Raw genomic sequence first — 25,725 nt, 5'->3', positions numbered from 1 at the left:
GATGCGGAGTGATGGCGGGCGCGGCGTGAACCTGCGGCCGGCGCAGGGCGCGCCGGTGGCGGCGGTGCTGGCGCTCCTGCTGGTGCTGGCCCAGATCGCCTACCCGCTCACCGACGGCACCGCACGCGACCGGGTCACCACGCTGGTCGTCGTGCTGCTCGCCTGCACCGCGCTGGCGCACGCGGCGGCCGCGCTCGGCGCGGCCTACGGGCTGCGCACGCTGGCGATCCTCTCCGGGATCGGGCTGCTCTCCGAGCTGATCGGCACCGCGACCGGCTACCCGTTCGGCTGCTACGGCTACGCCGTCGGCAAGCTGACGCCCGCGCTGGCCGATGTGCCGCTCGCCGTCCCGCTGGCCTGGACCGGCGGCATCTACCCGGTCTGGGTGGTGGCCGGGCTGCTCTGCCGGACCCCGCTCGCCCGCATCCCGCTCACCGCCGCGGGCGCCGTCGGCTGGGACCTCTTCCTCGACCCGCAGATGGTCGGCGACGGCCAGTGGAGCTGGTGCGTCACCGACGCCGGGCTGCCGGGGCTGCCCGCCATCCCGCTCACCAACTACCTCGGCTGGTTCCTGGTGGCACTGCTCATGGGCGCGCTCATGACCGCGTCCGAGCGCCGCGCGAAGCGCGGCCGGGACGCCGCGGGCGCCGGGCCCGCGGTGCCGGTGGCGGTCTTCCTCTGGACCTGGCTCGGCTCGGCCCTCGCGCACCTGGCGTTTCTCGGGCTGCCGTGGTCCGCGGGGTACGGGTTGCTCGGCATGGGGCTGCTCGGTGTTCCGCTGCTGGTCCGCGGGGTGCGGGAATTCGCGCGCGATCGGGCCGCCCGTCGCTTCGCGTCCTGAGCGGCGCGCCTGGCACGATGTGAGCCGTGCAACCGAGTCCCCGCTCCGACGTGCCCGTCGCTCCGGCCCGCCCGGAGCCCCCGCGCGGGTTCCGCGCCGTCCTCCGCTCCCGGGTCGCCCGGACCCGGGTGATCGGCGCCCTGCTGCTGGCCACCCTGCTGGTCCCGGCGCTGGCGGGCTGCCTGCGCGCGCAGGTCTCGATGGGCGTCTCCTCCAACGACCGGGTCTCCGGGCGGATCGTGGCCGCGGTCGTCCCGGTCGAGCCGGGCGACAAGGGCCCGCAGCTCACCGCGCCGGAAACGCTCGCGGGCAAGCTCCGGGTCGAGCCGTACACCCAGGACGGGTACGTCGGCAGCCAGGTGTTCTTCGACGATCTCTCGTTCGGCGAGGTGCAGCAGCTCTCCGGGCTCTCCGAGCAGACCCAGGGCATGTTCCAGCTGCAGTTCACCCGGACCGGCGACCTGGTCAGCCTGCTCGGCCGGGTCGACCTCAAGACGCTGCCGCCGCACGGCTCCGACGTGCAGTTCACCGTCGCCTTTCCGGCCAGGGTCGCCAAGACCAACGGCAATCGCGAGGGCGACGACGTGGTCTCCTGGAAGCTGCCCGCCGGTGACGTCTCCACGCTGCGCGCCGAGGTGAGCTACGCCGACCCGAACACCCGCTCGTTCGCCGGCTGGGCCGGGATCATGGGCGGTATCACGCTGGCCGTCGCCGCCATGGTGGCCGCGGTGGCGTACCTGGATCGCAATCCGCCGGTTCCCGGCGCGCCGAAGGGGTTCACCCCCGGCCGCTGGTTGAGTTCGGTGCGCGGGAACCGCTGAGCGAAATGGCGTTTCGCGCTGCCGCGCGGGCGTGGCGCGGCGCACCGGGTTTCGCACGGCCGGGCGGCGCCGCGCGGCGCGCTCTTCCGCGGATGCGCGCGGTCACCGTGGTGCGGGCGGGCGCGGCGCTGGCCGGGCTGAGCGCGGTGCTCGCCGGGTACAACCTGCTGACCGTGCGCAGGCTGCCGCCGCCGGGCGCGGCCGTGCTCGAGCCGGTGACGGTGTGCGTCCCGGCCCGCGACGAGGTCGCCCTGCTCCCCCGGCTCATCACCGACCTGCGCGCGCAGACCGGCGTGCCCCGCCTGCGGGTGCTGATCCTGGACGACGCCTCCACCGACGGCACCGAGGAGGCGGCCCGCCGCGCGGCGCAGGGCGATTCGCGGATCACCGTGCTGCGCTCCGACCGCGAACCCCCGCCCGGCTGGACCGGCAAGGCCGCCGCCTGCGCCCGCCTCGCCGAACTCGCCGACTCCCCCGTGCTCGTCTTCCTCGACGCCGATGTCCGGCTCGCCCCCGGCGCCGTCGCCGCCGCGGTGACCGCGCTGCGCGCCGACGGCCTCGGCCTGCTCTCCCCGTGGCCGCACCAGCTGGCCGGTTCCTGCTACGAGGCGCTGCTGCAACCGCTGCTGGTCTGGTCGTGGGCGTCGACGCTGCCGGTCCGGCTCTCCGAGCGCGGGCTGCGCACCTCCACCGCGCTCGGCTGCGGCCAGTTCCTGGTCATGGACACCGCCGCCTACCTGGCCGCGGGCGGCCACGAGGTGGTCGCCGCCAGCGCCACCGAGGACATCGACCTGGCCCGCGCCGTCCGCCGGGCCGGCCACCGCACCGCCGTCGCCGCCGCGGGCCCGCACGCCCGCACCCGCATGTACCGCGACGCCGCCGCCCTCGACGCCGGCTACACCCGCTGGCTCTGGTCCGCCTACGGCGGCTCCCCCGCCGCCGCCATCGCCGTCGGCGCCGTCACCACCCTCACCTACACCCTCCCACCGCTCGCCGCCCTCCTCGGCCGCGGCCCAACCCGCCGCGCGGGCATCGCCGGCTACGCCGCCGCCGTCACCGCCCGCCTCCTCGCCCGTGCCATCGACACCGGCCGCCGCCCCACCACCCCCGACACCATCTCCGCCCTCGCCCACCCCCTGGCCGTCACCGCCTACACCCGCCTCTCGATCCGCTCGCACCGCGCCAAGGCCCGCAACACCCTGCGCTGGAAGGACCGCACCCTCACGGAGCGCGCTCCGGAGTCCGGCTGACCCATGGAACTGCCGATCACCGGTCAGCGGATCTCGACCACGGTCCGCGATCACCTCGTCGAGCTCGTCACTACCGCCGGGTTCGTGGTGCAGATCGAAGGGACCATGCAGATCGAATCCGAGCGCGGCGACCGCCGAACGGTGTCGCTCGCAGCGGGTGACGCGACGCGAGCCGGTCTCGAATCGGCCCTGCGCGGCTCGGTCACCGCCGCGACAGTCGGCCCCTCGGGGGTTCTCACCGTCGACCTGGACTCCGCGCTTCGGCTTGTGGTGCCGCCCGACGACAAGTACGAGGCATGGTCGCTGACCGGTCCGAACGGCTACCGGGTCGTCTGCGTGCCGGGCGGTGAAACGACGGTGTGGACGGCGGGCTGACGGACTCCGCCGAGACCGGTCAGGCGGAGATGATGCCGACCGTGGGGAGGAAGAAGCAGGAGGTTTCGCCGTTGCGGACCGAGCCGAAGACGGCGGCGAGGACGGTGCCTCGGCCGGTGTCGACGGGGACCGCGCGGACGCCGCCCACCGGGATGGCCCTGGTGAGGAAGTCGCGGACGGCGGCTTCGGCGATGGCGCGCAGTTCGGGTGGGAGGCCGGCGGGGAGCAGGCCGGCGGCGACGTCGCCGAGCGGGCCCATGGCGGCGCTGCCGCCGCGGCCGGTCGAGGTGTTGAACCAGAGCACCTGCATGCCGGAGCCGTCGGTGATCCCGGCGGGCAGGAAGGTGAACATGACCTGGCCCGCGCGCACCGCGGCCTGATCGAGCCCGGGGACGGGGAGCAGCGCGCCCGGCCACGGGCCGGGCACCGCGCCTGCGACCGCGGGCACCAGGCCGAGCGGCGCGCCGTCGGCGCAGAATGGCGCCGCGGTGGGGTACAGGAACGGCTGGACGCCGAGCGCGCCGAGCGTCTCGACGATCGAGCGGTAGGCGGCGAGCGGATCGCCGGGGGCGGGCGCGGCGGCGGCCAGCCCCGGCGTCCCGGCCAGCGCGAGGGTGAGCGCGGCGGCAGCGGCACCGCGGGCGAGGATGCGGGTCGGCAGGCGCATGGTGGGACTCCTCATCGTCGGTGAGGCCCCGGACGGTACCTGGCTATCGAATAGAACTGTGATAACCGCGCCGAGCGAACCATCAGCAATCGGCAAGCGGGCGCACGCCTCCCCTCGGCCCCCACATTCTCCGCAGCCCCGAAGCAAAGTCAAAGGACTCCGTTCACGCTGATTTCTACCCTTGGCTGCCCCCGCCACCGGCTCGCATGATGACTCGGCTCGAGCTACCGCCGGGACCGATGGAGGAACGACACATGAGGACCCCGCGATGAGTGCGTCCGTCGCCGCGGCGCCACCGGTGCAGCAGGCCGACCCGGAGCTGCCCGCCGTCGCCAGGCAGTACCACCCGTGGCGCTGGGTGGTCGCGATCGCCGCGCTGATCGTGGTGGCGCAGTTCGCGCACGGCCTGGTGACCAACCCGGGCTGGGACTGGCCGACCTTCGCGCAGTACTTCGCCGCCGACTCGGTGCTCGCCGCGCTGAAGCTCACCATCGAGCTCACGCTCTGGGGCACCGTGCTCGGCTTCCTGCTCGGCACCCTCGTCGCCATCGGCAGGCTCTCGAACAACCCGGTGCTGCAGGTGATCGCGTGGACCTACGTCTGGGCGTTCCGCTCGATCCCGCTGATCGTGCAGCTGCTCTTCTGGTTCAACATCGCGTACCTCTACAAGCACCTCTCGGTGGGCATCCCGTTCGGCCCCGCCTTCGTCGACTTCCAGGTCAACGGCGTGATCAGCGGCTTCACCGCCGCGGTGATCGGGCTGGCGCTGCACCAGGCCGCCTACGCCGCCGAGATCATCAGGGCGGGCTACCTCGCGGTCGACCCCGGGCAGCTGGAAGCCTCGGCGGCGCTCGGCATCCCGCGCCTGCGGCAGTTCTGGACGGTGCTCGCGCCGCAGGCCATGCGCTCGATCCTGCCGAACGCCACCAACGAGGTGATCAGCCTGTTCAAGGGCACCTCGATCGTCTCGGTGATGGCGATCGCCGAGCTCTTCTACCAGGTCCAGGTGATCTTCGGCCGGAACGGCCGGGTGGTGCCGCTGCTCATGGTGGCCACCGTCTGGTACGTGGTGCTCACCACGGTGCTCTCGGTGGTCCAGTACTACCTGGAGCGGCACTACGCCAAGGGGGCCACCCGCGAGCTGCCGCCGACCCCGCTGCAGCGGGTGCGCGCGGTGCTGCGCGAGGCCACCACCAACGTCCCGCGCGGGGCCACCCGATGACCGCCGCGGTCGAGCTGCGCGGCGTGCGCAAGAGTTTCGGCGCCACCCCGGTGCTGCGCGGGATCGACCTCACCGTGCGCCCCGGCGAGGTCGTCGCGGTGATCGGGCCGTCCGGCTCGGGCAAGTCGACGCTGCTGCGGGTGCTCAACCACCTGGAGCCGCTGGACGCGGGCACCGTGCACGTGGCGGGCGAGCTCATCGGCTACAAGCTGCGCGGCGGCAAGCTGCACGCGCTGCCGGACCGCGAGGTGCGCAAGCAGCGCTCCCGGATCGGCTTCGTCTTCCAGCAGTTCAACCTCTTCGGCCACCTCACCGTGCTGGACAACGTCACGCTCGCACCGCGCACCGCGCAGCACCGGCCGCGCGCCGAGGTGGAGGCCGAGGCGCGGAAGCTGCTGGAGCGGGTCGGGATCGGCGGGTTCGCCGACGCCTACCCGCGCCGGCTCTCCGGCGGCCAGCAGCAGCGGGTGGCGATCGCCCGCGCGCTGGCACTGCGGCCGCCGGTGATCCTCTTCGACGAGCCGACCTCCGCGCTCGACCCCGAGCTGGTCGGCGAGGTGCTCGCGGTGATCCGCGACCTCGCGCACGGCGGCACCGCGCTGGTCATCGTGACGCACGAGATCGCCTTCGCCCGCGAGATCGCCGACACCGTGGTCTTCCTGGACGACGGCGTCGTGGTCGAGCAGGGCCCGCCCGGGCAGCTCCTCGACGCCCCCGAACACCCCCGCACCCGGGCTTTCCTCGCCCGCTTCCGCGGGAGCGGGTCAGGCCCGCAGGCGCAAGCGCAGCGTGACCCCGCAGGGCCCCCGCTCGTGCGACATGGATACCGGGCCGCCGACCGGCAGCCCCAGCCCGACGAGCGCCCGGAACCGGGCGCCCCGATCCGAACAGGTACCCGATGAAGCTCACCGCCCTCGCCGGCGTCGTCGCAGCCGTGACCCTGCTGGTCACCGGCTGCGGCGGCCCGGAGCAGGACGACCAGGTAACGACCGCCGACGGCGTCGTCTTCGATCTCTCGCCCGCCCAGGAGGGCCGGGTCCGGGTGCCGAAGGTGGACGAGATCGCGGCGCTGGTACCGCAGGCGATCCGCGACCGCGGCACGCTGGTGGTCACCGGATCGTCGGGCACCGCCCCGCCGCTGCGCTTCTACGCCACCGACGACAAGACCGTGGTCGGCTCCGAGATCGACTTCGCGCAGCTGGTCGCGGATGTGCTCGGGCTGAAGCTGGAGATCCAGGTCGCGGACTGGTCGAACAACTTCGTCCGGGTCGACTCGGGTGAGGTGGACGTCTTCATCAGCAACGTCACCGTCACCGAGGAGCGCAAGGAGAAGTACGACTTCGCCACCTACCGGCAGGACAACGTCGCGCTGGAGGTGCCCGCCGAGGGCGGCCTGGAGTACAGGGACCGGACCAGCCTGGCTGGCAAGCGAATCGGCGTCGGCACCGGCACCAACCAGGAGCAGCTGCTGGTGAAGTGGAACGAGCAGAACCGGGCGGAGGGGCTGGCCCCCATCGACATCGCCTACTTCCAGCAGACCAGTGACTACTACCTGGCGCTCGCCTCCGGCAGGCTGGACGGCTACATCGGCCCGAACCCGACCGCGATCTACCACTCGGCCACCACCGGGGAGTCGAAGATCGCCGCCACCTTCTCCGGCGCCGGTGCGCAGCTGCAGGGCGAGATCGCGGTGCTGACCCGCAAGGACAACGGCCTGATCGGCGCGATCCACGCCGCGTTGCAGCACGCCATCGCCGACGGTAGCTACCGCAGGGTGATCGACCGCTGGTCGCTGCAGACCGAGGCGCTGCCCGCATCGCGGATCAACCCGCCCGGCCTGCCGAAGAAGCCATGAACCCCCGAGACGACCGGAGCAGCAGAGTGATTCGTTACCGCCGTCCCCTCGCCGCGCTCGCCGCCACCGCCGCGGCCACCGCCGTGCTGGCCGGCTGCGGCGGCGACACCGGCGGCTCCGGCGGCGCCGCCGGGCCGCCGCAGCCGGGCGGTGCCCTGCGCTACGGCCTGTCCCAGGCCCCCACCTGCGCCGACCCGGCCCAGGCGGGCAGCAACCAGACGATCTACGTGACCAGGCAGGTCGTCGACTCGCTGACCGACCAGGACCCGGAGACCGGCGAGCTGAAGCCGTGGCTGGCACAGAGCTGGGAGATCTCCCCCGACGCCACCACGTTCACGTTCGAGCTGGCGGAGAACGCGACCTTCAGCGACGGCAGCCCGGTGACCGCGGACTCGGTCAAGCGCACCTTCGACGCCGTCGGCAAGCTCGGCGGCGCGAAGGCGCCGCTGGCCGCCAGCTACCTGACCGGCTACACCGGGACCAGCGTCGTCGACCCGCGGACCGCGCGGATCGCCTTCGACCGGCCCAACGCCCAGTTCCTGCAGGCGTCGTCGACCTCGCAGCTCGGCATCCTCGCGGACGCCACCAACGCGGCCTCGGCCGAGGAGCGCTGCCAGGGCGAGAAGATCATCGGCAGCGGGCCGTTCAGCTACGCCTCCTACACCCAGAACGTCTCCGCGACGCTGGTCAAGCGGGCCGGGTACGCCTGGGGCTCGGCGGTGTTCGGGCACGACGGCGATGCCTACCTGGACCGGATCGAGTTCACCGTGGTCCCGGAGTCCGGGGTGCGCACCGGCAGCCTCTCCAGCGACCAGCTGGACGCGGTGAGCGACGCGCTGCCGCAGGACGCCCCGCAGATCGAGGCCACCGGCGGCAGCGTGCTCACCACCGCCAACCCGGGCGTGGTGTTCGGGCTGCAGCCCAACGTGACCCGCGGCCCGCTGCGCGACCCCGCGGTGCGCACCGCGCTGCTGACCGCGATCGATCGGCAGGAGCTGATCGACACCGTGCTCGGCCCGCAGTTCGCCCCCGCCACCAGCGTGCTCGGCGCGAAAACCCCCGGCTACCAGGATCTCTCCGCCCGGCTGAAGTTCGACCAGGCGGCGACGAAGACGGCGCTGGACCGGGCGGGCTGGGTGCCGGGCGCGGACGGGATCCGGGCCAGGGACGGCGAGCGGCTCAGCTTCGGCGTCACCTTCAGCCAGGTCTTCGCCGGCAACCAGGCGATCCTGGAGCTGGTGCAGCAGCAGCTGCGCCAGGTCGGCGTCGACCTGCGGCTGGAGCTGGTCCCGGCGGGTGAGTTCACCGCCAGGCAGAACTCCGGCGACTTCGACTCGATCTACTACAACTCGACCAGGGCCGACGGCGACATCCTGCGCGCCACCTTCGGGCTGGAGGGCCGCAACCTGAACCGCAGGGCCGCCGTGCCCGCGCTGGACCAGACGCTCGACGCCCAGCTGCGCACGGTCGACACCGCCGCCCGCGCCGAGCTCATCCGCACCGCGCAGGGGCAGGTGTTCGACGCCGGGCTGTGGATTCCCACGGTCGAGCTGTCGCAGGCGATCGGGGCCGGGCCGGACACCAACGACCTGAAATTCGAGGCGTCGGCGCGGCTGCAGTTCTTCGACACCTGGCTGAGCGGGCGCTGACCGTGCTCCGCTATCTGGGCATGCGGCTGCTACAGGCGGTGTGGGTGCTGTGGGCGACATTCACCGTCTCCTTCGTCGTCCTCTACCTGCTCCCCGCCGACCCGGTGGCGATCGCGGCCGACGGCGGCGCGGCCAACACCCCGGTCGACGCCGCCGCCATCGCGGAGCTGCGCGCCCGCTACGGCCTGGACAAGCCGCTCTGGCAGCAGTACCTGGACGCGCTGTGGAACGCGCTGCACGGCGACTTCGGCCGCTCGGTGGCGACCGGCCGGCCGGTCACGAGCGCCATCGTGGAGGTACTCCCGTCCACGCTGGCGCTGGCCTCCCTCGCGCTGCTGCTCGCGCTGGCGGGCGGGATCGCCGTGGCGGTCGCGGCGAGCACGACCCGGCTGCCGCGGCTGCGCACCGCGCTGCTCGCGCTGCCGCCGATCGCGGTGGCGGTGCCGACCTTCTGGACCGGGCTGCTCCTGCTGCAGGTCTTCTCGTTCCGGCTGCACGTGGCGCCCGCCTTCGGCGGCTCCGGGCTGCGCGGCACCATCCTGCCCGCGATCACGCTGGCGCTGCCGATCGGCGCGGTGATCGCGCAGGTGCTCGCGGCCGGGTTCGCCACCGCGTGGAAGCAACCGTTCACCGCGGTCGCGCTGGCCAAGGGCGCCTCCAGGAGCCGGGTGCAGTGGCGGCACGTCACCCGGCCGGCCGCGGTGCCCGCGCTCACCATCGCCGGGGTGCTGGTCGGCACCATGCTGGCCGGCTCGGTGGTGGTGGAGACGGTCTTCGCCCGGCCGGGGCTCGGCCGGCTCACCCAGACCTCGGTGCTGGCCCAGGACATCCCGGTGGTGCAGGGGATCGTGCTGGTCACCGCGCTGGTCTTCGTCGTCGTGAACCTGGCCGTCGACCTGCTCTACCCGCTGCTCGACCCGCGGATCGCGACGGTCGGCGAGCGGGAGCGGGCGGGCGACGCGCTCGAGGAGGTGGCTGCCCGTGGTTGAGCTGCTGAAGGGCCGGGCCGGAGGTACCGGCTCGGCCGGAGGTACCGGCTCGGCCGGAGGCCGGGGCACCCGTGCCGCAGTGCCTGCGAGCGGCGCCACCGGGCGGGCGGACGGCGCCGGCGGGCGTACGGACGGCGCCACCGGACGTGCGGACGGCGCCACCGGACGTGCGGGCGGTTCGACCGCGGGCGTGGGGACGTCCGGTACCGCGGGCGGGCCTCGAACCGGTGCCGCGCGGCGGGCCGTTCGCGCGCTGCGAGGCCGGATTCCGCTGGTCCTCTCGGTGCTGGTGCTGCTGCTCGTGCTCGGCTGGGCGCTGGCGCCGTCGTTCTTCGCGAGCGGCGACCCGCTGACCGGCGTCCCGAGGCAGAAGTTCAGCGCGCCGAGCGCGGCGCACTGGTTCGGCACCGACAACCTGGGCCGCGACCTCTACACCCGGATGGTGCACGGCGCCGCCGCCTCGCTCTCCGCGACGCTGCTCGCGGTGGGGATCGCGCTGGTCGCGGGCACCCTGCTCGGGCTGATCGCGGGCGCGGCGGGCGGCATCGTCGACGCCGCCGTCATGCGCGTGGTCGACGTGCTGCTCTCCATCCCGCAGCTGCTGCTGGCGCTGGCCCTGGTCACCGCGCTCGGCTTCGGGACGCGGAACGTGGCGATCGCCGTCGGCATCTCGCTGGTCGCCAACTTCGCCAGGGTGCTGCGCTCGGAGGTGCTGCGGGTGCGGCACGCCGACTACGTGGAGGCGGCGCACGCCTCCGGGGTGCGCTGGTACACCAACCTGGCCAGGCACGTGCTGCCGAACTCCTACCAGCCGGTGCTCGCGCTGGCCACGGTGGAGTTCGGGATGGCGGTGCTCGCCGTCTCGGCGCTCAGCTTCCTCGGCTACGGCGCCGAGCCGCCGGACCCGGAGTGGGGCTCGCTCATCTCCGAGGGCCGCAACTTCCTCGCCACCGCCTGGTGGATGACCACCCTGCCCGGGCTGGTGATCGTGGCGGTCGTGCTCGCCGCGCAGCAGGCCGGGCGCGCACTGAGCCGGGAGAACACCCCATGACGGCCGTCGCCGATCCGGTCCGCACCGCGCTGCTGCGCGTCACCGGGCTGCGGGTCCGCTACCGCACCGGCGACGGGCCGGTGACCGCGCTGGACGGCATCTCGCTGGTGATCGACCCGGGCGAGGTGGTCGCGCTGGTCGGCGAGTCCGGCTCGGGCAAGTCGACGCTGGCGCAGGCAGTGATCGGGCTGCTCCCGGAGAGCGCCGAGATCGACGGCGGCGATGTCGAGTTCGACGGCGAGCCGGTCGATCACACCTCCGAGCGGGCGCTGCGCGAACTGCGCGGCGCGCGCATCGGTTTCGTGCCGCAGGATCCCGGGCTCTCGCTGAATCCGGTGCAGCGCATCGGCGTCCAGGTGGCCGAGGCGCTGCTGGTGCACGGCAGGGCGACCCGCCGCGATGCCGCCGGGCGCGCGGCCGAGCTGCTCGGCGAGGCCGGGCTGGACCGCCCGGCGGACCGGGCGAAGCAGTACCCGCACCAGCTCTCCGGCGGCCAGCGGCAGCGGGTGCTGATCGCGATCGCGCTGGCCTGCTCCCCCGACCTGGTGATCGCCGACGAGCCGTCCAGCGCGCTGGACGCCACCGTCGCGCGCCGGGTGCTCGACCGGCTCACTGAGCGCACCGCGGCCCGCGGCGCCGCCGTGCTGCTCATCACCCACGACCTGGCCACCGCCGCCGAGCGCGCGGACCGCCTGGTCGTGCTGCGGAACGGCGCCGTTGTCGAGGAGGGGCCGACCGCGCGGCTGCTCACCGCGCCGGAGCACCCGTACACCCGGGAGCTGCTCGACTCCTCCCCCGGGCTGGCCGCGGCCGGTTCCGGCCGCGCGGAGCGGGAGCGCGCGGAGCTCCCGCTGCTGCGGATCACCGAGCTGCGCAAGCGATTCCGGCTCGGCGGCGCCGCGCTGACCGCGGTGGACGGGGTCTCGCTGGAGCTGGATCGCGGCGAGACGCTGGCGCTGGTCGGCGAGTCCGGCTCCGGCAAGTCGACCACCGCGCGGCTGGCGCTGCGGCTCACCGATCCGGACGCGGGCAGCGTCGAATTCGACGGGCAGCCGCTCACCGCGCTGCGCGGCCGGACATTGCGCGAGCTGCGCAGGCGTTTCCAGATCGTGTACCAGAATCCGTACGGCTCGCTCGACCCGAGGCAGCGGGTGGCCGACATCGTGGCGGAGCCGCTGCGCGCGTACCGCACCGGCGACCGGGCGGCACGCACCGCGCGGGTCGGGGAGCTGCTCGAGCAGGTCGGGCTCGGCTCCGGCTTCGCCCGGCGGCGCCCGGCCGAGCTCTCCGGCGGGCAGCGGCAGCGGGTCGCCATCGCGCGCGCCCTCGCGCTGCACCCGGAGCTGCTCGTGCTCGACGAGCCGGTCTCCGCGCTGGACGCCTCGGTGCAGGCGCAGATCCTGGCGCTGCTGGACGAGCTGCAGCGGCGCCTCGGGCTCGCCTACCTCTTCATCTCGCACGACCTCGCGGTGGTGCGCCGGATCAGCGACCGGGTGGCGGTGCTGCGGAACGGCCGGATCGTCGAGACCGGCCGCACCGCGGACATCTTCGCCGCCCCGGAGCACGAGTACACCCGCGAGCTGCTGGCCGCCGTGCCGCGGCCGCGACCGGGGCTGTCCGCCGGGCCCGGACCGAGCCCGGCGGCGGTAGCGGCGGGTGACCACGCAGGGCTCCCCGGCCCGGAAAAGGAGACATCGTGAGCGTTCCCTTCCTGCTCGGAGTCGAGGCGGCGGGCACCGGTGCGCACCCCGCGTCCTGGCGCCGCCCCGGGTCGCGCGCCGAGGAGCTGTTCACCGGCGGCTACTGGGCCGACGCGGTGGCCGCGCTGGAGCTCGCCGGCGTCGACCTGCTCTTCCTTCCCGACTCCTTCGCCCTGCAGCAGGGCGGCCCCGGCGTCACCCGCGGCAGGCTGGACGCCGTCGCCATCGCCGCGCGGGTCGCCGCCCGCACCGCCCGGATCGGGCTGCTGCCGCAGGCCGCGGTGACGCACACCGAGCCGTTCCACGTGTCCAAGTCCATCCAGGCGCTCGACTACGCGAGCCTCGGCCGGGCCGGCTGGGAGGTCGCCGTCTCGCCCGGCGCCGAGCAGGCCGCCGCCTTCGGCCGCAAACCGGAGCAGGACGACCCCGCGCTCTGGCACGAGGCGGACGAGGCGATCGAGGTCACGGTCCGGCTCTGGGACAGCTGGGAGGACGATGCGGAGATCCGCGATATCCGCACCGGCCGCTTCATCGACCGGGAGAAGCTGCACTACATCGACTTCGCCGGTGACAACTTCTCCGTCAAGGGGCCTTCCATCACCCCCCGCTCGCCGCAGGGCCAGCCCGTCGTCGCGGTCAGGGCCGGCGCCGCGGACGACCCGGCCACCGCGGTCGCGGTGCGCCGCGCCGACCTGATCCGGGTGGCCGCCGCCGAGCCGGAGGCGCTGGCGGCGCAGCGGGATCAGCTGCGGGCCGCCGTCGCCGCCGCCGGTCGCGACCCCGGGCAGGTGTTCGTGCTCGCCGACCTCGACATCCACCTGGGCGCGACCGTCGAGGCGGCGGAGGCCGAGGTGGCCGAGCTGAACGGCTGGTTCCCCGCCGAGACCGGCGCCGCCCACGTCGGCACCACCGACACCCTGCGCGCCACCCTGGTCGCGCTCGCGGGCGCGGTCGACGGCATCGTGCTGCGCCCGCTCGCCCTCGCCGCCGCGCTGCCCGCGCTGGGCAGGCTCGGCCACACCCCACCGGATTCCGGCAGCACCCTGCGCGACCGCCTCGGGCTGGAGCGCCCGGCCAGCCGCTACGCACTCGGAGGAGTACCCCTATGACCAGCAGGAAGAAGCAGGTGCACCTGGCGGCGCACTTCCCCGGCGTCAACAACACCACGGTCTGGAGCGACCCGGAATCCGGCAGCCAGGTCGACTTCGCCTCCTTCCGGCACCTGGCGGAGACCGCCGAGCGCGGCCTCTTCGACTTCTTCTTCCTCGCCGAGGGGCTGCGGCTGCGCGAGCACCTCGGCAAGATCCACGATCTGGACGTGGTCGGCCGCCCGGACACCTTCACCGTGCTGGACGCGCTGGCAGGCGTCACCGAGAAGCTCGGGCTGGCCGGCACCATCAACAGCACCTTCAACGAGCCGTTCGAGCTGGCCAAGCAGTTCGCCTCGCTCGACCACCTCTCCGGCGGCCGGGCCGCCTGGAACATCGTGACCTCGTCGGACGCCTTCACCGGCGAGAACTTCCGGCGCGGCGGCTACCTGGAGTACGAGCAGCGCTACGAGCGCGCCGCCGAGGTGATCGACGCCGCCCGCGCGCTCTGGGACGCCTGGCCCGCGGACGCGCTGGTGGTCGACCGGGAAGCGGGCGTCTTCGCCCGCGACGTGCCGGAGACCGCGTTCCACGGCGAGCACGTCGACTTCACCGGCCGGTTCGTGCTCCCGCCGAGCCCGCAGGGGCACCCGGTGCTGCTGCAGGCGGGCGACTCGGACGGCGGCCGCGAGTTCGGCGCCCGCTCGGCGGATGCCATCTTCACCGGGCACGGCACGCTGGAGGCGGGCCGGGCGTTCTACGCGAACGTCAAGGACCGGCTCGCCAAGTACGGCCGCGACCGCGACGAACTCAAGATCCTGCCCGCCGCCACCTTCGTACTCGGCGACACCGAGGCCGAGGCGAACGAGCGCGCGGCGCAGATCCGGCTGCAGCAGGTGAGCCCGCAGACCGCGATCTCCTTCCTGGAGCAGATCTGGGGCCGCGACCTCTCCGGGTACGACCCGGATGGACCGCTGCCCGAGCTCGAGCCCTCCGGCGACGTCACCATCACCCGCGGCCGGGTGCGGCATCGCAGGGATCCGCTCGCCGTCGCCGCCGAGTGGCGGGCCAGGGCCGAGGCGGAGAAGCTCAGCATCCGGCAGCTGGTCATCGAGGTCACCGCGCGGCAGCAGTTCGTCGGCACCCCGGCCGGCGTCGCCGAGCAGATCGACACCTACGTGCAGACCGACGCCTCGGACGGCTTCATCCTCGTCCCGCACCTGACCCCGCACGGCCTGGACGAATTCGTCGACCGGGTGGTGCCCGAGCTGCAGGAGCGCGGCAGCTTCCGCACCGAGTACACCGGCAGCACCCTGCGCGAGCACCTCGGGCTCACGCACCCGGCCGAGCGATCCCCTGTTCCCGAACACCGCAGCGAAGGAGTCCGCGCGTCATGACCGCCGTCACCACCGATTCGGCCACCCATTTCGCCCGCGAGTGGGAGCGCTGGCACCACGCGCGCGTCGACCGGCTGCGCGACCCGCTCGGCTTCCTGAGCCTGACCGCGCTGCACTGGCTCACCGATGCCCCCGAGCGCATCGACGGCATCCCCGGCACCTGGTGGGTGACCGACGACAAGGTCTTCGTCACCGCCCGCCCCGGCGACCGGCTCGACCACGAGGGAACCCGGATCGCGGGCGTGCACATCGTGCGCCCGGCCGAGGGCGCGCCCGGGATCACCGTGCGCCACGACGACCGGGTGCTGGAGATCATCCGGCGCACCGGGCAGTACGCGGTCCGGGTGCACGACCCGGCCTCGCCCGCGCTGGTCACCTTCCGCGACATCCCGTCCTACCCGCCCGCCGCCGAGTGGGTGCTCGCGGGCCGGTTCACCCGGTTCGCCGAGCCGGAGACGGTCACCACCGGCGCGGTGGTCGCCGGGCTGGAGCACAACCACACCGCCGTCGGCACCGTCGAGTTCGAGCTGAACGGGGTCACCGAGCAGCTGGTCGCCTTCGGCGCCGGTGACGATCTGCGGGTGCTCTTCACCGACGCCACCAGCGGCATCACCAGCTACCCCGGCGCACGGGCGCTCAGCATCGCGGCCCCGGCCGCGGACGGCTCGGTGCTGCTCGACTTCAACCGGGCCACCAACCTGCCCTGCGCCTTCACCGCCTACGCGACCTGCCCGGTCGCCCCGGAGCGGAACCGGCTGCGGGTGGCGATCGAAGCGGGCGAGCAGGATCCGCGGACGGAGCTCCCGGCATGAGCGGGTCGGGCCCGGAGGCGGCAGCGGAGCGTGACCACGGAGGGCCCTCGATCGTGCCGAACAGGCACAGCACGAGCGTCCCGCTCTCCATCCTCGATCTCGCGCCGATCAGCGCGGGGAGCACCGCGGCGCAGGCGCTGCGCGACACCATCGACCTCGCGCGCCAGGCCGAGCGGTGGGGGTACCACCGGTACTGGCTGGCCGAGCACCACTTCGTGCGGGTGGCGAGCTCGTCGTCGGTGACGCTGCTCGGGCTGGTCGCCGCTGCCACCGAGCGGATCCGGGTCGGCACCGGCGCGGTGCAGGTCGGGCACCACACCTCGGCCTCGGTGGTGGAGGCGTTCGGCACCATCGACGCGCTGTACCCGGACCGGCTCGACCTCGGCATCGGGCGCTCCGGGCACCGGAAGGCGCAGTTCGGTTCGGAGGCGGGCAAGCCGTCCAAGCCGTCCAAGCCGCCGGTGCCGCGCGGCACCGAGGTGCGCGACGGCATCGTGGTGCCGCCGCCGTTCGACCCGGGGCGGATCACCGACCGCTCGCGCTTCGTCGCCGCGCTGCAGGCGCTGCAGCTGCCCGGCGCGCAGCCGCTCGACTTCCCGGAGCAGGTCGAACAGCTCCGCGGGCTGTTGGAGGGCAGCTTCGTCACCGGCGACGGGGTCGAGCTGCACGCGGTGCCCGGCGAGGGCGCGCGGGTGCAGCTGTGGATCTTCGGCAGCTCGGCCGGGGAGAGCGCGGAGCTGGCCGGGCGGCTCGGGCTGCCCTTCGCGGCGGCCTACCACGTCGCGCCGGGCACCGCGCTGGACGCCATCGCCGCCTACCGCGCCGCCTTCCGGCCGTCGGCGGTGCTGGCCGAGCCGTACGCGGTGATCTCCGCCGACGTGCTGGTCGCGCCGGACGCGGAGACGGCGGAGTACCGCGCCCGCGGGTACGGGCACTGGGTGCACAGCATCCGCACCGGCGCGGGCGCCGCCGACTACCTCGCCCCGGATTCGGTGCCCGAGCTCACCGAGGAGCAGGAGCGGCTGGTCGAGGACCGGCTCGCCACCCGCTTCGTCGGCACCCCCGACGACGTCGCCGCCCGCCTCGCCGCCCTGCGCCGCGTCAGCGACGCCGACGAGGTCCTCGCCACCACGATCGCCTTCGACCACCGGCACCGCCTGGAATCCCACCGCCTCCTGGCCGAAGCCTGGGCCGCCCGCGGCGAGCAGATCGGTACCCGGCACTCCGGCGCGGCCTGACCCTGCTCCCCGGAGCCGGGCGCGCACGCCGCTCGGCGGCGGCAGCCGCGGGAGTCCGGGTCCGGCCCGAGCGGCGCGTCACCTGCCCGGCGGCAGCCGGATGATTCGCTACGCCGGGACCGGCGCGGCCGTCACGCCGTACCCGAGGTTCGTCAGCACCTCGGTCGTCGCCTTGGCGAAGTTCAGCGTGATGAAGTGCAGGCAGGGCGCGCCCTCGTCGATCAGCCGCTGCGCCATCTCGGTGGCGATCTCGATCCCGGCGGCCCGGACGGCGGCCCGATCCTCCTCCGGGCCGTCCCCGGCCGCGGCGGTCAACCGGTCGACGACGGCGGCGGGCAGCGGCCGCCCGCACAGCTCCTCGGCCCGGCGCACGGTGCGCAGCGAGGTGATCGGCATGAGCTCGGGGATGATCGGCTTCGCCCCCTGCTCGGGGTCGAGCGCCACCAGCCGGTCGCGCAGCCGCAGGTAGTGCTCGACGTCGAAGAACATCTGGGTGATCGAGTACTCGGCCCCGGCCCGCAGCTTGGCGGCCAGGTGCCTGGTGTCGTGGACCAGATCCGGCGACCGGTGGTGCCCCTCCGGGAACGACGCCACCCCGACGTGGAAATCACCGAGGTCGCGCACGATCCGCACCAGCTCCTCGGCGTACTCGACGCCGTCCGGGTGCCGCACCCAGTCACCGAGCGGGTCACCGGGCGGATCGCCGCGCAGCACGAGCACATTGCAGATCCCGGCGTCCGCGTACGACCCGATCAGTGCGCGCAGCTCGGCGACGCTGTGCGAGACCGCGGTCAGGTGCGCCACCGGAAGCAGCGTGGTCTCCCCCGCGAGCTGCCCGGTGACCCGGACCGTGCGATCCCGCGTGGTGCCGCCGGCCCCGTAGGTCATGGAGACGAAGGCCGGGTGCATCCGCTCGAACTCGCGCACCGTGCGCCACAGCCGCGCCTCGGCCGCCGCGTCCCGCGGCGGGTTGAACTCCACCGAGAACGGGACGAGCCGCTGCCCGTGCGTCCGCAGGCTCCGCACCACCGACGGCGTGCCCGAAGCGCGCCGTCCCCCCAGATCGTCCACAGTCACCGGCCCAGTGTAGAGCCCGCGCCGCGCCCGCCGGGGCGCCCGGCCACCGCGGTGTGCGGCGCGCGAACGGGAGCGCGTATCCTACGGCAGACGGCTGTGCATCGATTGAGCCGTGCTGTCATGCCCCGAGCATCTCCTGTGCGGGCACGTCGTCGTGCCCGCACCGGCCCCGAGAACCGATTCCGGGAGGTTCCCCTGTCCGCCGGACCAGGCACCCCGTCGCCCGCCGCCACCGGGCGCACCGCCGCGGCGACGGCCACCCTCGCGGCGCCCGATCCACGGCGGGCACTTCGCGCCTTCGTCACCGCCGTCGAGGGCGCGCTGGCCGAGTTCTTCGAGACCAGGGTGGCACTGGTCGAGCCGCTCGGCCCGCCCTTCGTGGAATCCGCCGACGTGCTGCGCGAGTTCGTGCTGCGCGGCGGCAAGCGGACCCGGCCCTCGTTCGCCTGGACCGGCTGGCTCGGTGCCGGTGGCGACCCGGACGGCCCCGACGCCGCCCGGGTGCTCCGTGCCTGCTCGGCGCTGGAGCTGGTGCAGGCCTGCGCGCTGATCCACGACGACATCATCGATTCGTCGCGGACCAGGCGCCGGTTCCCCACCGTGCACGTCGATTTCGAGCAGCGGCACCGGGAGCGGGCGCTCACCGGGGACGCGGCACACTTCGGCGTCTCGGTGGCGATCCTGGTCGGCGATCTCGCGCTGGCCTGGGCCGACGACATGGTGAACGGGGCCGGGCTCGACCCGGCCGCGCTGGCCAGGTTCGCCACGGTGTGGGCGCGCATGCGCACCGAGGTGCTCGGCGGGCAACTGCTTGACATCCAGGGCGAGGCGGGCGGCGACGAATCGGTCGCGGCGGCGCTGCGCATCTGCGAGTTCAAGACCGCGGCCTACACCATCGAACGTCCGCTGCACCTCGGTGCGGCGCTGGCCGACGCCGGCCCCGAGCTGGTCGCGGCGTACCGGACGTTCGGCAAGGACATCGGCGTCGCCTTCCAGCTGCGCGACGACCTGCTCGGGGTGTTCGGCGACCCCGAGGTCACCGGCAAGCCGTCCGGTGACGATCTGCGCGAGGGCAAGCGCACCGTGTTGCTGGCCGAGGCGCTGCGCCGCGCCGACGCCACCGACCCGGCCGCCGCCCGACTGCTGCGCTCCCGGATCGGCACCGACCTCGGTGCCGGCGAGGTGGCGCAACTGCGGGAGCTGCTCGTCGACCTGGGTGCGGTCGACGACGTGGAGACCCGCATCACCGACCTCACCGAGCGCGGCCTGGCCGCGCTCGAATCCAGCTCGGCCGAGCCCGTCGCGAAAGCGCAGTTGCGCGCGATGGCGCTGGCCGCCACCAGGAGAGCCCTATGAGAGCCTTCGTCGCCCCGCAGGACCGAGTGATCGTCGTCGGCAGCTGCCCGCCCGCACCGCGGGGCAGCCGCAGGCCAGGCCCGACGCCGGGCGAGCGCCGGGTCGTGCTCGGCGCCGGGTTGCCCGCGCCGCGCACCATCCCGACCGGCCGCCGCAGGCGCACGGTGATCGTCCCCGCCGGCTTCCCCGCCGCGGAGTTCGAGCCGGAGGCCGGGTTCGAGCCCGGCCCGGACCGTGACCGCGCGGACGGCACCGGCCGCGAGCCGGGCGACGCCGCCGCGCACGACGAGACCACCGACGTTCGCGCGCAGGACGAGACCGCCGACGTTCGCGACGAGACCGCCGACGCCCGGAGCGCGACCGAGGCCGAGACCGGCGCGGAGTACGACGCCGCCGACCTCGTCCGGGAGGACGACGAGCCGCGCCCGCTGATCGCGCGGCAGCGGCGCGGCACCCAGCGCCGCCCCGAGCCGGAGCCCGACGAGTTCGAGATCGAGTACCGCGCCCTGCAGATCGCCCGCGACCGCGCGGCCGAGGACCGCACCCTGGCGGGAATCGCCGAGCTGCTCGACGCATGAGCCGCGGGCCCGCGCCCGCCACCGTCCCCGGTCACCCCGAACGGGTGGCCGTGGTCGGCGCGGGCCTGGCCGGCCTCGCCGCCGCGCTGTACCTGACCGGCGCCGGACACCGGGTCACCGTGCTGGAGCGCGCCGACCACCCCGGCGGCCGGGTCGGGCGCTACCGCGGCCCGGACTACGAGATCGACTCGGGCGCCACCGTGCTCACCCTCCCCGAGCTGGTCACCGAGGCGCTCGCCGCCGTCGGCGCCACCCCGGAGCACACCGACCCCCCGCTCCGGCTGCGCCCGCTCACCCCCAGCTACCACGCCCGCTTCGCCGACGGCGCCGACCTGCGCGTCTTCGCCGACCCCGAGGCCATGGCCGCCGAGGTCGACCGCTTCGCCGGGCCGGAGGCGGCGCGCGGCTACCGCGCCCTGCGCTCCTGGCTGGCCCGGATCTACCGGGCCGAGTACGGCGAGTTCATGGACACCAACTTCGACTCCGCGCTGGACATGGTCCGCTACCCGGCCAAGCGCGCCGCGCTGCTGCGGCTGCTCCGGCTCGGCGGCTTCGGCAGGCTCGGCCCGGCGGTGGCCGGTTTCGTCCGCGACCCGCGGATCGCCCGGGTCTTCACCTTCCAGGCGCTGTACGCGGGCACCGCGCCCGCGCAGGCGCTGGCCGTCTACGGCGCCATCCCGCACATGGACACCTCGCTCGGCGTCTTCTACCCCGAGGGCGGCATGCGCGCCATCGCCGCCTCGATGGCGGGTGCCTTCACCGCGGCGGGCGGCACCCTCCGGCTCGGCGCCGAGGCGGCGGGCGTCACGTACCGCGGACGCCGCGCCACCGAGGTCCGGCTGGCCGACGGCAGCGCGGTCGAGTGCGACGCCGTCGTGCTCACCGCCGACCTCGGCGAGCTCGGCCGCTTCGGGCTGCGCCGCAGGCCGGGGCTGCGCGCCTCGCCCTCGGCGGTGGTCGCGCACGGCACCGTGCCCGCCGCGGTCGCCGCCCGCTGGCCGATCCAGGCGCACCACACCATCGACTTCGGCGCCGCCTGGGAGCGCACCTTCGCCGAGATCACCGCGGGCCGCGGCCGGGGCAGGCTGATGAGCGACCCCTCGCTGCTGCTCACCCGCCCCGCGCTCACCGACCCGGCGCTGCTGATCCAGCGCCCGGACGGCCCCGCCGAGCCCTTCTCGCTGCTCGCCCCGTGCCCGAATCTCACCGCGGCCCCGCTGGATTGGGACCGGCTCGGCCCGGCGTACCTGCGCGAGCTGCTCGCGCTGCTGGAGAGCCGCGGCTACACCGGCATCTCCGGCCACTTCGCCGTCGACCACCTCGACACCCCGGCGACCTGGCTGGCCCGCGGCATGCTGGCCGGGAGCCCGTTCTCCGCGGCGCACCTCTTCCGGCAGACCGGTCCGTTCCGCCCGCGGAACCTGCCGCGCCGGTACGACAACGTCGTGCTGGCGGGCTGCGGCACCACCCCCGGCGTCGGGGTGCCGACCGCGTTGCTCTCCGGAAAGCTCGCGGCGCAACGGATCACCGGGGCGGCGGCGCCCGCCCGGCTCGATCACCGCGCACCGGCGGGTTAGTGTTCTCCGGACGGCTCGTAGACTGGGCAGCCGTACCGGCCGGCCCACCGGTGAAGCCGGCGCAGACCTATTCGCTCCGCGGTTGCGACCGCCGACCACGACGGGGGGATCCGCTCCGGATGGCTTTCCCCGACACGTCCCGAGACCGATGACCGAAACGCTTTCCACCGTGACCACCGCCGCAGGCGCCGCGCAGCAGCGCGGGCGGGTGCGGGTGGCCGCCGACTTCCTGCGCAGCCCCGAGGGGCACGCCGCGCTGCTCGGGCTGGCAGGCGCGGTCCTGATCACCTTCGGCGGGTTCGGCGCCGGGAGCGTGCGCAAGCGGGATCCGCTGCTGGAGGCCGCGCACCTCTCCTGGCTGCGCTTCGGCCACGGCTACGCGCTGTCGACCATCCTGATCTGGATCGGCGTGCTGCTCATGATCACCGCCTGGGTGCGGCTGGGCCGGGCCACGCTCGGCACCGGCGGCGCCCGCTCCACGGTGACGCTGAACGAGCTGCGCGCGATCGTCGGGATCTGGATCTTCCCGCTGCTCTTCGCGGTGCCGATGTTCAGCCGGGACGCCTACTCGTACCTGGCGCAGGGCGCGCTGCTGCGCGACGGCTTCGACCCGTATCAGGTCGGCCCGGTCGCCAACCCCGGCGTGCTGCTGGACAACGTGAGCCCGGTCTGGACCACGACCACCGCCCCGTACGGCCCGATCTTCCTGCTGCTCGGCCGCGCGATCACCATGCTGACCGGGGAGAACGTGGTGGCGGGGACCATCGCGCTTCGGCTGGTGATGCTGCCCGGCCTCGCGCTGATGATGTGGGCGGTGCCCTACCTGACCAAGCACCTCGGCGGCAAGCCGACCGTCGCGCTCTGGCTGGCGGTGCTGAACCCGCTGGTGCTGATCCACCTGATCGGCGGCGTGCACAACGAGATGCTCATGGTCGGGCTGCTCTGCGCCGCCATCGCGCTGGTCCTGGAGCGGCACCACGTCGCCGGGATCGTGGTGGTGGCGATCGGCGTCGCCATCAAGGCCACCGCGGGCGTCGCGCTGCCCTTCCTGGTCTGGATCTGGATGATCCACGAGCGGGAGCGCAGAGCCGCGCGGCGAGCAGCGGGCGACGACTCGGAGAGCGCCGAGCTGCCGCACCCCACGCTCATGTTCGCCAAGATCGCCGGGCTCGGGCTGGGCGTCTTCGCGGTCGTCTTCGTCGCCGCCTCCGCGCTGGCCGGGGTCGGCATCGGCTGGCTCACCGCGCTCTCCGGGTCGAAGAAGATCATCAACTGGCTCTCGCTGCCGACCGTCATGGCGCACGCGCTCACCTGGGTCTCCCCGCTGCGGATCGGCCAGGTGCTCGACATCACCCGGCTGCTCTGCATGCTGGCGCTGCTCGCGGTGCTGGTCTGGACCTGGTGGCGGTTCAAGGACAGCGAGCGCGAGGCGGTCGCCGGGATCATGATCGCCTTCGTCGCGATCGTCATCCTCTCCCCCGCCGCGCTGCCCTGGTACTACTCCTGGCCCCTTGCGCTCGCCGCGGGCTTCGCACTCTCACTCGGCACCCTGCAGGTGCTGGTCGGGCTCTGCACCTGGCTCATGCTGGTCTTCCAACCGGACGGCTCGATCGGGCTCTACAACTTCTGGCACGTCGCGCTCGCCGTCTTCGCCGCCGTCGTCGCCGCGCTCTCCCTGAGCACCGTCGACCCGCTCCGCCTGCGCTCCACCCGCTCCCCCGTCACCACCCCGACGGTGATTCCCGCGCGCAGCTGATCGCGGGGTGCGAGGAATCGAGGCCGGGCCCCCGCCGGACGACGAGGCCCGGCCTTCGCGCTGTCCGGAGCCCACTCGCCGGATATCGACGGTGGTCTCCGCGACAACGTCGGCGCTTCAGTCGTCCAGCACCTGGCGAACCAGCCTTCGCGCGGCATCCCCGGTCACCGACGACTCGGCCAGCTCGGCGAAGAGTCGGGCGTAGATCTCGATCTCGCGAGGCCGAGTTACCGACAGCTCGGCGGCGGGTGTCTCCACCAGCACCAGCCGGGCATCGAACATGACGAAGTTGGTGGATTGCATCGGCATCGGCCGACCAGCCGGGATGACACCCAGTAGTACCCGCGGAAGCCCCGACACAGTCAGCAGCCGATCCAGCTGCCCCCGGTGGACACCGGAGCCGCCCACCGGGTTGCGGATGGCCTGTTCGGTCACCACGACGTGGAACCGCCGGTCTCCCCGGTACAACCACTGTTGCCGCTCGATCCGCTTCGATACCCCGGCTTCGACGTCGTCGGGGATCCCGTAGAACCGCACCGCGCGCCGGAGTATCTGCTCGGCATACTCAGGCGTCTGGAAGATCCCCGGAATGATCTGGGGTTCGTAGATGCGCTGGAGCCGGGTGTCCCGTGCCAGCGTCACCTACCGCTCCTGGCGTCGCCGCGTACCGGTAGCGAGCGACCGCCGAAGTTCGACATACGCCGTTTCGATCCCGCGCAGGGTGGCTATCAGATCGGCCAACTGATCCTGAGTGCCGGTGTGATCGACGTAGGCGCGCAGGTCACCCTCGCTGGGCGGTCTGCTGCCTGATTCGATCTTGGAAACTTTCGATTCGTGCCACCCGGAGAGCTGGGCCAACCGGCGACCGGTCAGCCCAGCATCCCTCCGCATCTCGCGGAGCCGCCCACCCAGCGCCTCCCGAGCCTGCCGGGGCGAAGTCACCCGAGCGACCCCGCGTACTCGTCGAACCGCGTCGCCGACGGCCACAGCTGATCACGCGTCTGCACGCAGTACCGGACCAATCCCGGATCGGTGGTCACCACCATCGCGAGCCCCCGGTTCCCGGCATCCCTGGCATGGAACGCCACTCGGGAGTCGTCGAACAGCCAGAAATCTTCCGTCGGCACCTCCCCCGCGAGATGCCGGGGCAGATAGCGAATGTCCTCCCCTGCGGTGATGTTCTCCGGCGTCAGCGTCAGCAACCAGCGGTGATAGTCGGTCAACGGTTGCGTGACCACCCGAACCCGGCTCACGGACACACCCCGGCCGGTGGCGTCCGCCAGCACGGCTCGCCACGGGTCGAACCAGCTCGTGTCGGCCGGTTCGCCGTCCAGGAACCGGCGCAACGGCTCGGACTCGGACGCTACGGCGTAGGCGTCCAGAGTCTCCAGGTGGAATGCCGACCGCTCGCACTCGGCGAACAGCGAACCCCAGAGCTCCGGCTCGTCATTGGGGCGAAGCAGCATGCCCGTAGAACCTCCGCGTCTGCTTGGGAACCTCGATCGCCGACTCGTCGTCGGCGAGGTTCATCTGCGCCAGCGTCCCAGGGTCGGTGATAGGTCGGCCGACGAGGGTGAAGGTCCCCCGGCCGGTGTCGGCGAGCCCGGCCCCCACGAACGTGTCGGGCTCGGCGAACCCGACGAGCAGGTGCGGGATTTCCACCGTTTCGGCCCGGCCGGTCGCCCAACCCTGCACCGCGTAGGTGCCTTGATCCGTCGCGTACAGCGTCGGGCACTCGCCCGTCCGCTACCGCCGGAAGTTTGGCTGTGTTTGGCAAAGTACTACAGCCAGTGTTACGCAGATCAGACCGATACGCAGCAGCTGGATAGGCATTCAGGCAAGTTTGGGCAAGTCGGTGGATCAGTTCCCTGGCGCGTTCGTAGCGTCTTGCTCAGCACTCGGCATCGGTGTCCGCCCCTGGTGTCGAGTGCGAACCAAGAGTCCAAGGGGGAACTGGTGAGTAAGCAACTGCCGCAGCGTGTTCGGTTCCCTCGGGCACAGCACCAGCGGCGCGCGGTGTCGGTCGAGATGCTGGAAGCAGTGGCGCTGGCGCTCCGCACCTGGGATGGACCGGTAACCGGGCATCGGGGGCGTGCCGTTGGCTCGGTGACGCTGGGGGAAGCACTGGACCTGGCGGACGGCCAGGCCCGGTGGTGACAGCGGCCGAGTCTCCGAGACCGAATGAGCCGGATGTGCATCTGAGCATCCGGCTCGGTGGGATACCGCTGGACTTCGTCGCCTGTCTGACGACAGCGTCGACCTTCGTGCGGGAGCACGCGGAACGCCGGTACGTGGATGCGGTGAGCGTGGATACCGAGTGCACTCCGCTGTACAGCCGTCTGCCGAACGAGCGGCTGTACCTGATGGAATAGGCATTCGCGCCCCGGCCCGAACACCTCCACTCCGAGCGCTGACAGCATCCAGGA

At 73.6% G+C, this 25,725-nt stretch carries 26 protein-coding genes and 1 pseudogene; 21 read left to right on the top strand and 6 right to left on the bottom strand.

All coding sequences use genetic code 11. From position 1 onward, the window contains the following. Position 1 precedes the first annotated feature (1 nt). From LTT61_RS26600 to LTT61_RS26585, 4 genes are all read left to right on the top strand, one after another. A complete protein-coding gene (locus LTT61_RS26600) occupies positions 2–841 on the top strand; it encodes a carotenoid biosynthesis protein (protein ID WP_233016750.1) in 840 nt (279 codons plus the stop codon). Positions 842–969: 128 nt separating this feature from the next. Beyond that, complete coding sequence (locus tag LTT61_RS26595; RefSeq protein ID WP_420094832.1) at positions 970–1,662, top strand: LppM family (lipo)protein; 693 nt, start codon at positions 970–972, stop codon at positions 1,660–1,662. 92 nt (positions 1,663–1,754) lie between these two features. Next, on the top strand, positions 1,755–2,912 hold the full coding sequence (locus LTT61_RS26590; protein WP_233016749.1) for a glycosyltransferase: 1,158 nt from the start codon (positions 1,755–1,757) through the stop codon (positions 2,910–2,912). 3 nt (positions 2,913–2,915) lie between these two features. Further along, on the top strand, positions 2,916–3,287 hold the full coding sequence (locus tag LTT61_RS26585) for a DUF6188 family protein (RefSeq protein ID WP_233016748.1): 372 nt from the start codon (positions 2,916–2,918) through the stop codon (positions 3,285–3,287). A gap of 19 nt (positions 3,288–3,306) precedes the next feature. Here the strand turns inward: LTT61_RS26585 and LTT61_RS26580 are convergent, their stop codons facing one another. After that, positions 3,307–3,954: a hypothetical protein gene (locus LTT61_RS26580; protein ID WP_233016747.1), complete on the bottom strand. Its 648-nt coding sequence runs from the start codon at positions 3,952–3,954 to the stop codon at positions 3,307–3,309. 268 nt (positions 3,955–4,222) lie between these two features. Between LTT61_RS26580 and LTT61_RS26575 the strand changes: the two genes are divergently transcribed. The 11 genes and pseudogenes from LTT61_RS26575 to LTT61_RS26520 all read left to right on the top strand — a co-directional run bounded on the left by LTT61_RS26575 (position 4,223) and on the right by LTT61_RS26520 (position 16,955). After that, positions 4,223–5,176: an amino acid ABC transporter permease gene (locus tag LTT61_RS26575; RefSeq protein WP_233016746.1), complete on the top strand. Its 954-nt coding sequence runs from the start codon at positions 4,223–4,225 to the stop codon at positions 5,174–5,176. Beyond that, a pseudogene (locus tag LTT61_RS26570) lies at positions 5,173–5,925 on the top strand (amino acid ABC transporter ATP-binding protein); the annotation flags it as partial. The gene LTT61_RS26575 and the pseudogene LTT61_RS26570, both read left to right, overlap by 4 nt. Positions 5,926–6,074: 149 nt before the next feature. Continuing rightward, on the top strand, positions 6,075–7,031 hold the full coding sequence (locus tag LTT61_RS26565) for an ABC transporter substrate-binding protein (protein WP_233016745.1): 957 nt from the start codon (positions 6,075–6,077) through the stop codon (positions 7,029–7,031). A 26-nt stretch (positions 7,032–7,057) separates the two neighbouring features. Further along, on the top strand, positions 7,058–8,680 hold the full coding sequence (locus LTT61_RS26560; RefSeq protein WP_420094701.1) for an ABC transporter substrate-binding protein: 1,623 nt from the start codon (positions 7,058–7,060) through the stop codon (positions 8,678–8,680). Positions 8,681–8,682: 2 nt separating this feature from the next. Next, positions 8,683–9,669, top strand: a complete 987-nt coding sequence (locus LTT61_RS26555) for an ABC transporter permease (RefSeq protein ID WP_233016744.1) — start codon at positions 8,683–8,685, stop codon at positions 9,667–9,669. Positions 9,670–9,859: 190 nt separating this feature from the next. Further along, positions 9,860–10,720, top strand: coding sequence for an ABC transporter permease (locus tag LTT61_RS26545; RefSeq protein ID WP_233021208.1), 861 nt, complete (start codon positions 9,860–9,862; stop codon positions 10,718–10,720). Continuing rightward, on the top strand, positions 10,717–12,420 hold the full coding sequence (locus LTT61_RS26540; protein WP_233016743.1) for a dipeptide ABC transporter ATP-binding protein: 1,704 nt from the start codon (positions 10,717–10,719) through the stop codon (positions 12,418–12,420). The genes LTT61_RS26545 and LTT61_RS26540 overlap by 4 nt, the downstream gene beginning before the upstream one ends. Next, a complete protein-coding gene (locus LTT61_RS26535; protein WP_420094831.1) occupies positions 12,414–13,529 on the top strand; it encodes an LLM class flavin-dependent oxidoreductase in 1,116 nt (371 codons plus the stop codon). The genes LTT61_RS26540 and LTT61_RS26535 overlap by 7 nt, the downstream gene beginning before the upstream one ends. Further along, entirely contained in the window at positions 13,526–14,905 is a 1,380-nt protein-coding gene (locus LTT61_RS26530; protein WP_233016741.1) for an NtaA/DmoA family FMN-dependent monooxygenase, read from the top strand. The genes LTT61_RS26535 and LTT61_RS26530 overlap by 4 nt, the downstream gene beginning before the upstream one ends. Beyond that, the gene (locus LTT61_RS26525; RefSeq protein ID WP_233016740.1) at positions 14,902–15,717 is read left to right on the top strand and encodes a DUF1684 domain-containing protein; all 816 of its coding nucleotides are present in this window, start codon (positions 14,902–14,904) and stop codon (positions 15,715–15,717) included. Before LTT61_RS26530 ends, LTT61_RS26525 begins: the two co-directional genes overlap by 4 nt. A 53-nt stretch (positions 15,718–15,770) precedes the next feature. Next, complete coding sequence (locus tag LTT61_RS26520; RefSeq protein WP_233016739.1) at positions 15,771–16,955, top strand: LLM class flavin-dependent oxidoreductase; 1,185 nt, start codon at positions 15,771–15,773, stop codon at positions 16,953–16,955. A gap of 108 nt (positions 16,956–17,063) precedes the next feature. Here the strand turns inward: LTT61_RS26520 and LTT61_RS26515 are convergent, their stop codons facing one another. Next, on the bottom strand, positions 17,064–18,032 hold the full coding sequence (locus tag LTT61_RS26515) for a methylenetetrahydrofolate reductase (protein ID WP_420094700.1): 969 nt from the start codon (positions 18,030–18,032) through the stop codon (positions 17,064–17,066). A gap of 138 nt (positions 18,033–18,170) precedes the next feature. On the opposite strand from LTT61_RS26515, the gene LTT61_RS26510 reads away from it, so the two are divergent. The 4 genes from LTT61_RS26510 to LTT61_RS26495 all read left to right on the top strand — a co-directional run bounded on the left by LTT61_RS26510 (position 18,171) and on the right by LTT61_RS26495 (position 23,299). Continuing rightward, complete coding sequence (locus LTT61_RS26510; RefSeq protein ID WP_420094699.1) at positions 18,171–19,388, top strand: polyprenyl synthetase family protein; 1,218 nt, start codon at positions 18,171–18,173, stop codon at positions 19,386–19,388. Continuing rightward, positions 19,385–19,966: a hypothetical protein gene (locus LTT61_RS26505; RefSeq protein WP_233016738.1), complete on the top strand. Its 582-nt coding sequence runs from the start codon at positions 19,385–19,387 to the stop codon at positions 19,964–19,966. Before LTT61_RS26510 ends, LTT61_RS26505 begins: the two co-directional genes overlap by 4 nt. Beyond that, positions 19,963–21,543, top strand: a complete 1,581-nt coding sequence (gene crtI / locus LTT61_RS26500; protein WP_233016737.1) for a phytoene desaturase family protein — start codon at positions 19,963–19,965, stop codon at positions 21,541–21,543. Before LTT61_RS26505 ends, crtI begins: the two co-directional genes overlap by 4 nt. A gap of 148 nt (positions 21,544–21,691) precedes the next feature. Beyond that, positions 21,692–23,299: an alpha-(1->6)-mannopyranosyltransferase A gene (locus LTT61_RS26495; protein WP_233016736.1), complete on the top strand. Its 1,608-nt coding sequence runs from the start codon at positions 21,692–21,694 to the stop codon at positions 23,297–23,299. A gap of 117 nt (positions 23,300–23,416) precedes the next feature. Here LTT61_RS26495 and LTT61_RS26490 read toward each other — a convergent pair whose 3' ends face one another. The 4 genes from LTT61_RS26490 to LTT61_RS26475 are packed head-to-tail and all read right to left on the bottom strand — an operon-like array spanning position 23,417 to position 24,994. After that, entirely contained in the window at positions 23,417–23,941 is a 525-nt protein-coding gene (locus LTT61_RS26490) for a DUF5753 domain-containing protein (protein ID WP_233016735.1), read from the bottom strand. Further along, positions 23,942–24,241, bottom strand: a complete 300-nt coding sequence (locus LTT61_RS26485; RefSeq protein WP_269821802.1) for a helix-turn-helix domain-containing protein — start codon at positions 24,239–24,241, stop codon at positions 23,942–23,944. Continuing rightward, the gene (locus LTT61_RS26480) at positions 24,238–24,765 is read right to left on the bottom strand and encodes a DUF6879 family protein (protein WP_233016734.1); all 528 of its coding nucleotides are present in this window, start codon (positions 24,763–24,765) and stop codon (positions 24,238–24,240) included. Before LTT61_RS26480 ends, LTT61_RS26485 begins: the two co-directional genes overlap by 4 nt. Next, positions 24,746–24,994 (bottom strand): hypothetical protein, encoded by a 249-nt coding sequence (locus LTT61_RS26475; RefSeq protein WP_233016733.1) that lies wholly within the window; start codon positions 24,992–24,994, stop codon positions 24,746–24,748. Before LTT61_RS26475 ends, LTT61_RS26480 begins: the two co-directional genes overlap by 20 nt. 261 nt (positions 24,995–25,255) lie before the next feature. On the opposite strand from LTT61_RS26475, the gene LTT61_RS26470 reads away from it, so the two are divergent. Further along, positions 25,256–25,456 (top strand): hypothetical protein, encoded by a 201-nt coding sequence (locus tag LTT61_RS26470; protein ID WP_233016732.1) that lies wholly within the window; start codon positions 25,256–25,258, stop codon positions 25,454–25,456. A gap of 35 nt (positions 25,457–25,491) precedes the next feature. Continuing rightward, the gene (locus tag LTT61_RS26465; RefSeq protein WP_233016731.1) at positions 25,492–25,671 is read left to right on the top strand and encodes a hypothetical protein; all 180 of its coding nucleotides are present in this window, start codon (positions 25,492–25,494) and stop codon (positions 25,669–25,671) included. Positions 25,672–25,725 lie beyond the last annotated feature (54 nt).

It is taken from the genome of Nocardia asteroides, assembly GCF_021183625.1.
Classification (GTDB): Bacteria; Actinomycetota; Actinomycetes; order Mycobacteriales; family Mycobacteriaceae; genus Nocardia; species Nocardia asteroides_A.
The sequence above is the reverse complement of the archived record's forward strand: the minus strand, read 5'-3'. Positions and strand labels throughout refer to the sequence as shown.

What these genes read in the sequence shown, in the direction of transcription:
- LTT61_RS26580 (WP_233016747.1), bottom strand. Translation starts at nt 3,954, where the DNA reads ATGCGCCTGCCGACCCGCATCCTCGCCCGCGGTGCCGCTGCCGCCGCG.
- LTT61_RS26600 (WP_233016750.1), top strand. Translation starts at nt 2, where the DNA reads ATGCGGAGTGATGGCGGGCGCGGCGTGAACCTGCGGCCGGCGCAGGGC.
- LTT61_RS26565 (WP_233016745.1), top strand. Translation starts at nt 6,075, where the DNA reads ATGAAGCTCACCGCCCTCGCCGGCGTCGTCGCAGCCGTGACCCTGCTG.
- LTT61_RS26505 (WP_233016738.1), top strand. Translation starts at nt 19,385, where the DNA reads ATGAGAGCCTTCGTCGCCCCGCAGGACCGAGTGATCGTCGTCGGCAGC.
- LTT61_RS26575 (WP_233016746.1), top strand. Translation starts at nt 4,223, where the DNA reads ATGAGTGCGTCCGTCGCCGCGGCGCCACCGGTGCAGCAGGCCGACCCG.
- LTT61_RS26540 (WP_233016743.1), top strand. Translation starts at nt 10,717, where the DNA reads ATGACGGCCGTCGCCGATCCGGTCCGCACCGCGCTGCTGCGCGTCACC.
- LTT61_RS26585 (WP_233016748.1), top strand. Translation starts at nt 2,916, where the DNA reads ATGGAACTGCCGATCACCGGTCAGCGGATCTCGACCACGGTCCGCGAT.
- LTT61_RS26495 (WP_233016736.1), top strand. Translation starts at nt 21,692, where the DNA reads ATGACCGAAACGCTTTCCACCGTGACCACCGCCGCAGGCGCCGCGCAG.
- LTT61_RS26530 (WP_233016741.1), top strand. Translation starts at nt 13,526, where the DNA reads ATGACCAGCAGGAAGAAGCAGGTGCACCTGGCGGCGCACTTCCCCGGC.
- LTT61_RS26525 (WP_233016740.1), top strand. Translation starts at nt 14,902, where the DNA reads ATGACCGCCGTCACCACCGATTCGGCCACCCATTTCGCCCGCGAGTGG.
- crtI (WP_233016737.1), top strand. Translation starts at nt 19,963, where the DNA reads ATGAGCCGCGGGCCCGCGCCCGCCACCGTCCCCGGTCACCCCGAACGG.
- LTT61_RS26590 (WP_233016749.1), top strand. Translation starts at nt 1,755, where the DNA reads ATGCGCGCGGTCACCGTGGTGCGGGCGGGCGCGGCGCTGGCCGGGCTG.
- LTT61_RS26480 (WP_233016734.1), bottom strand. Translation starts at nt 24,765, where the DNA reads ATGCTGCTTCGCCCCAATGACGAGCCGGAGCTCTGGGGTTCGCTGTTC.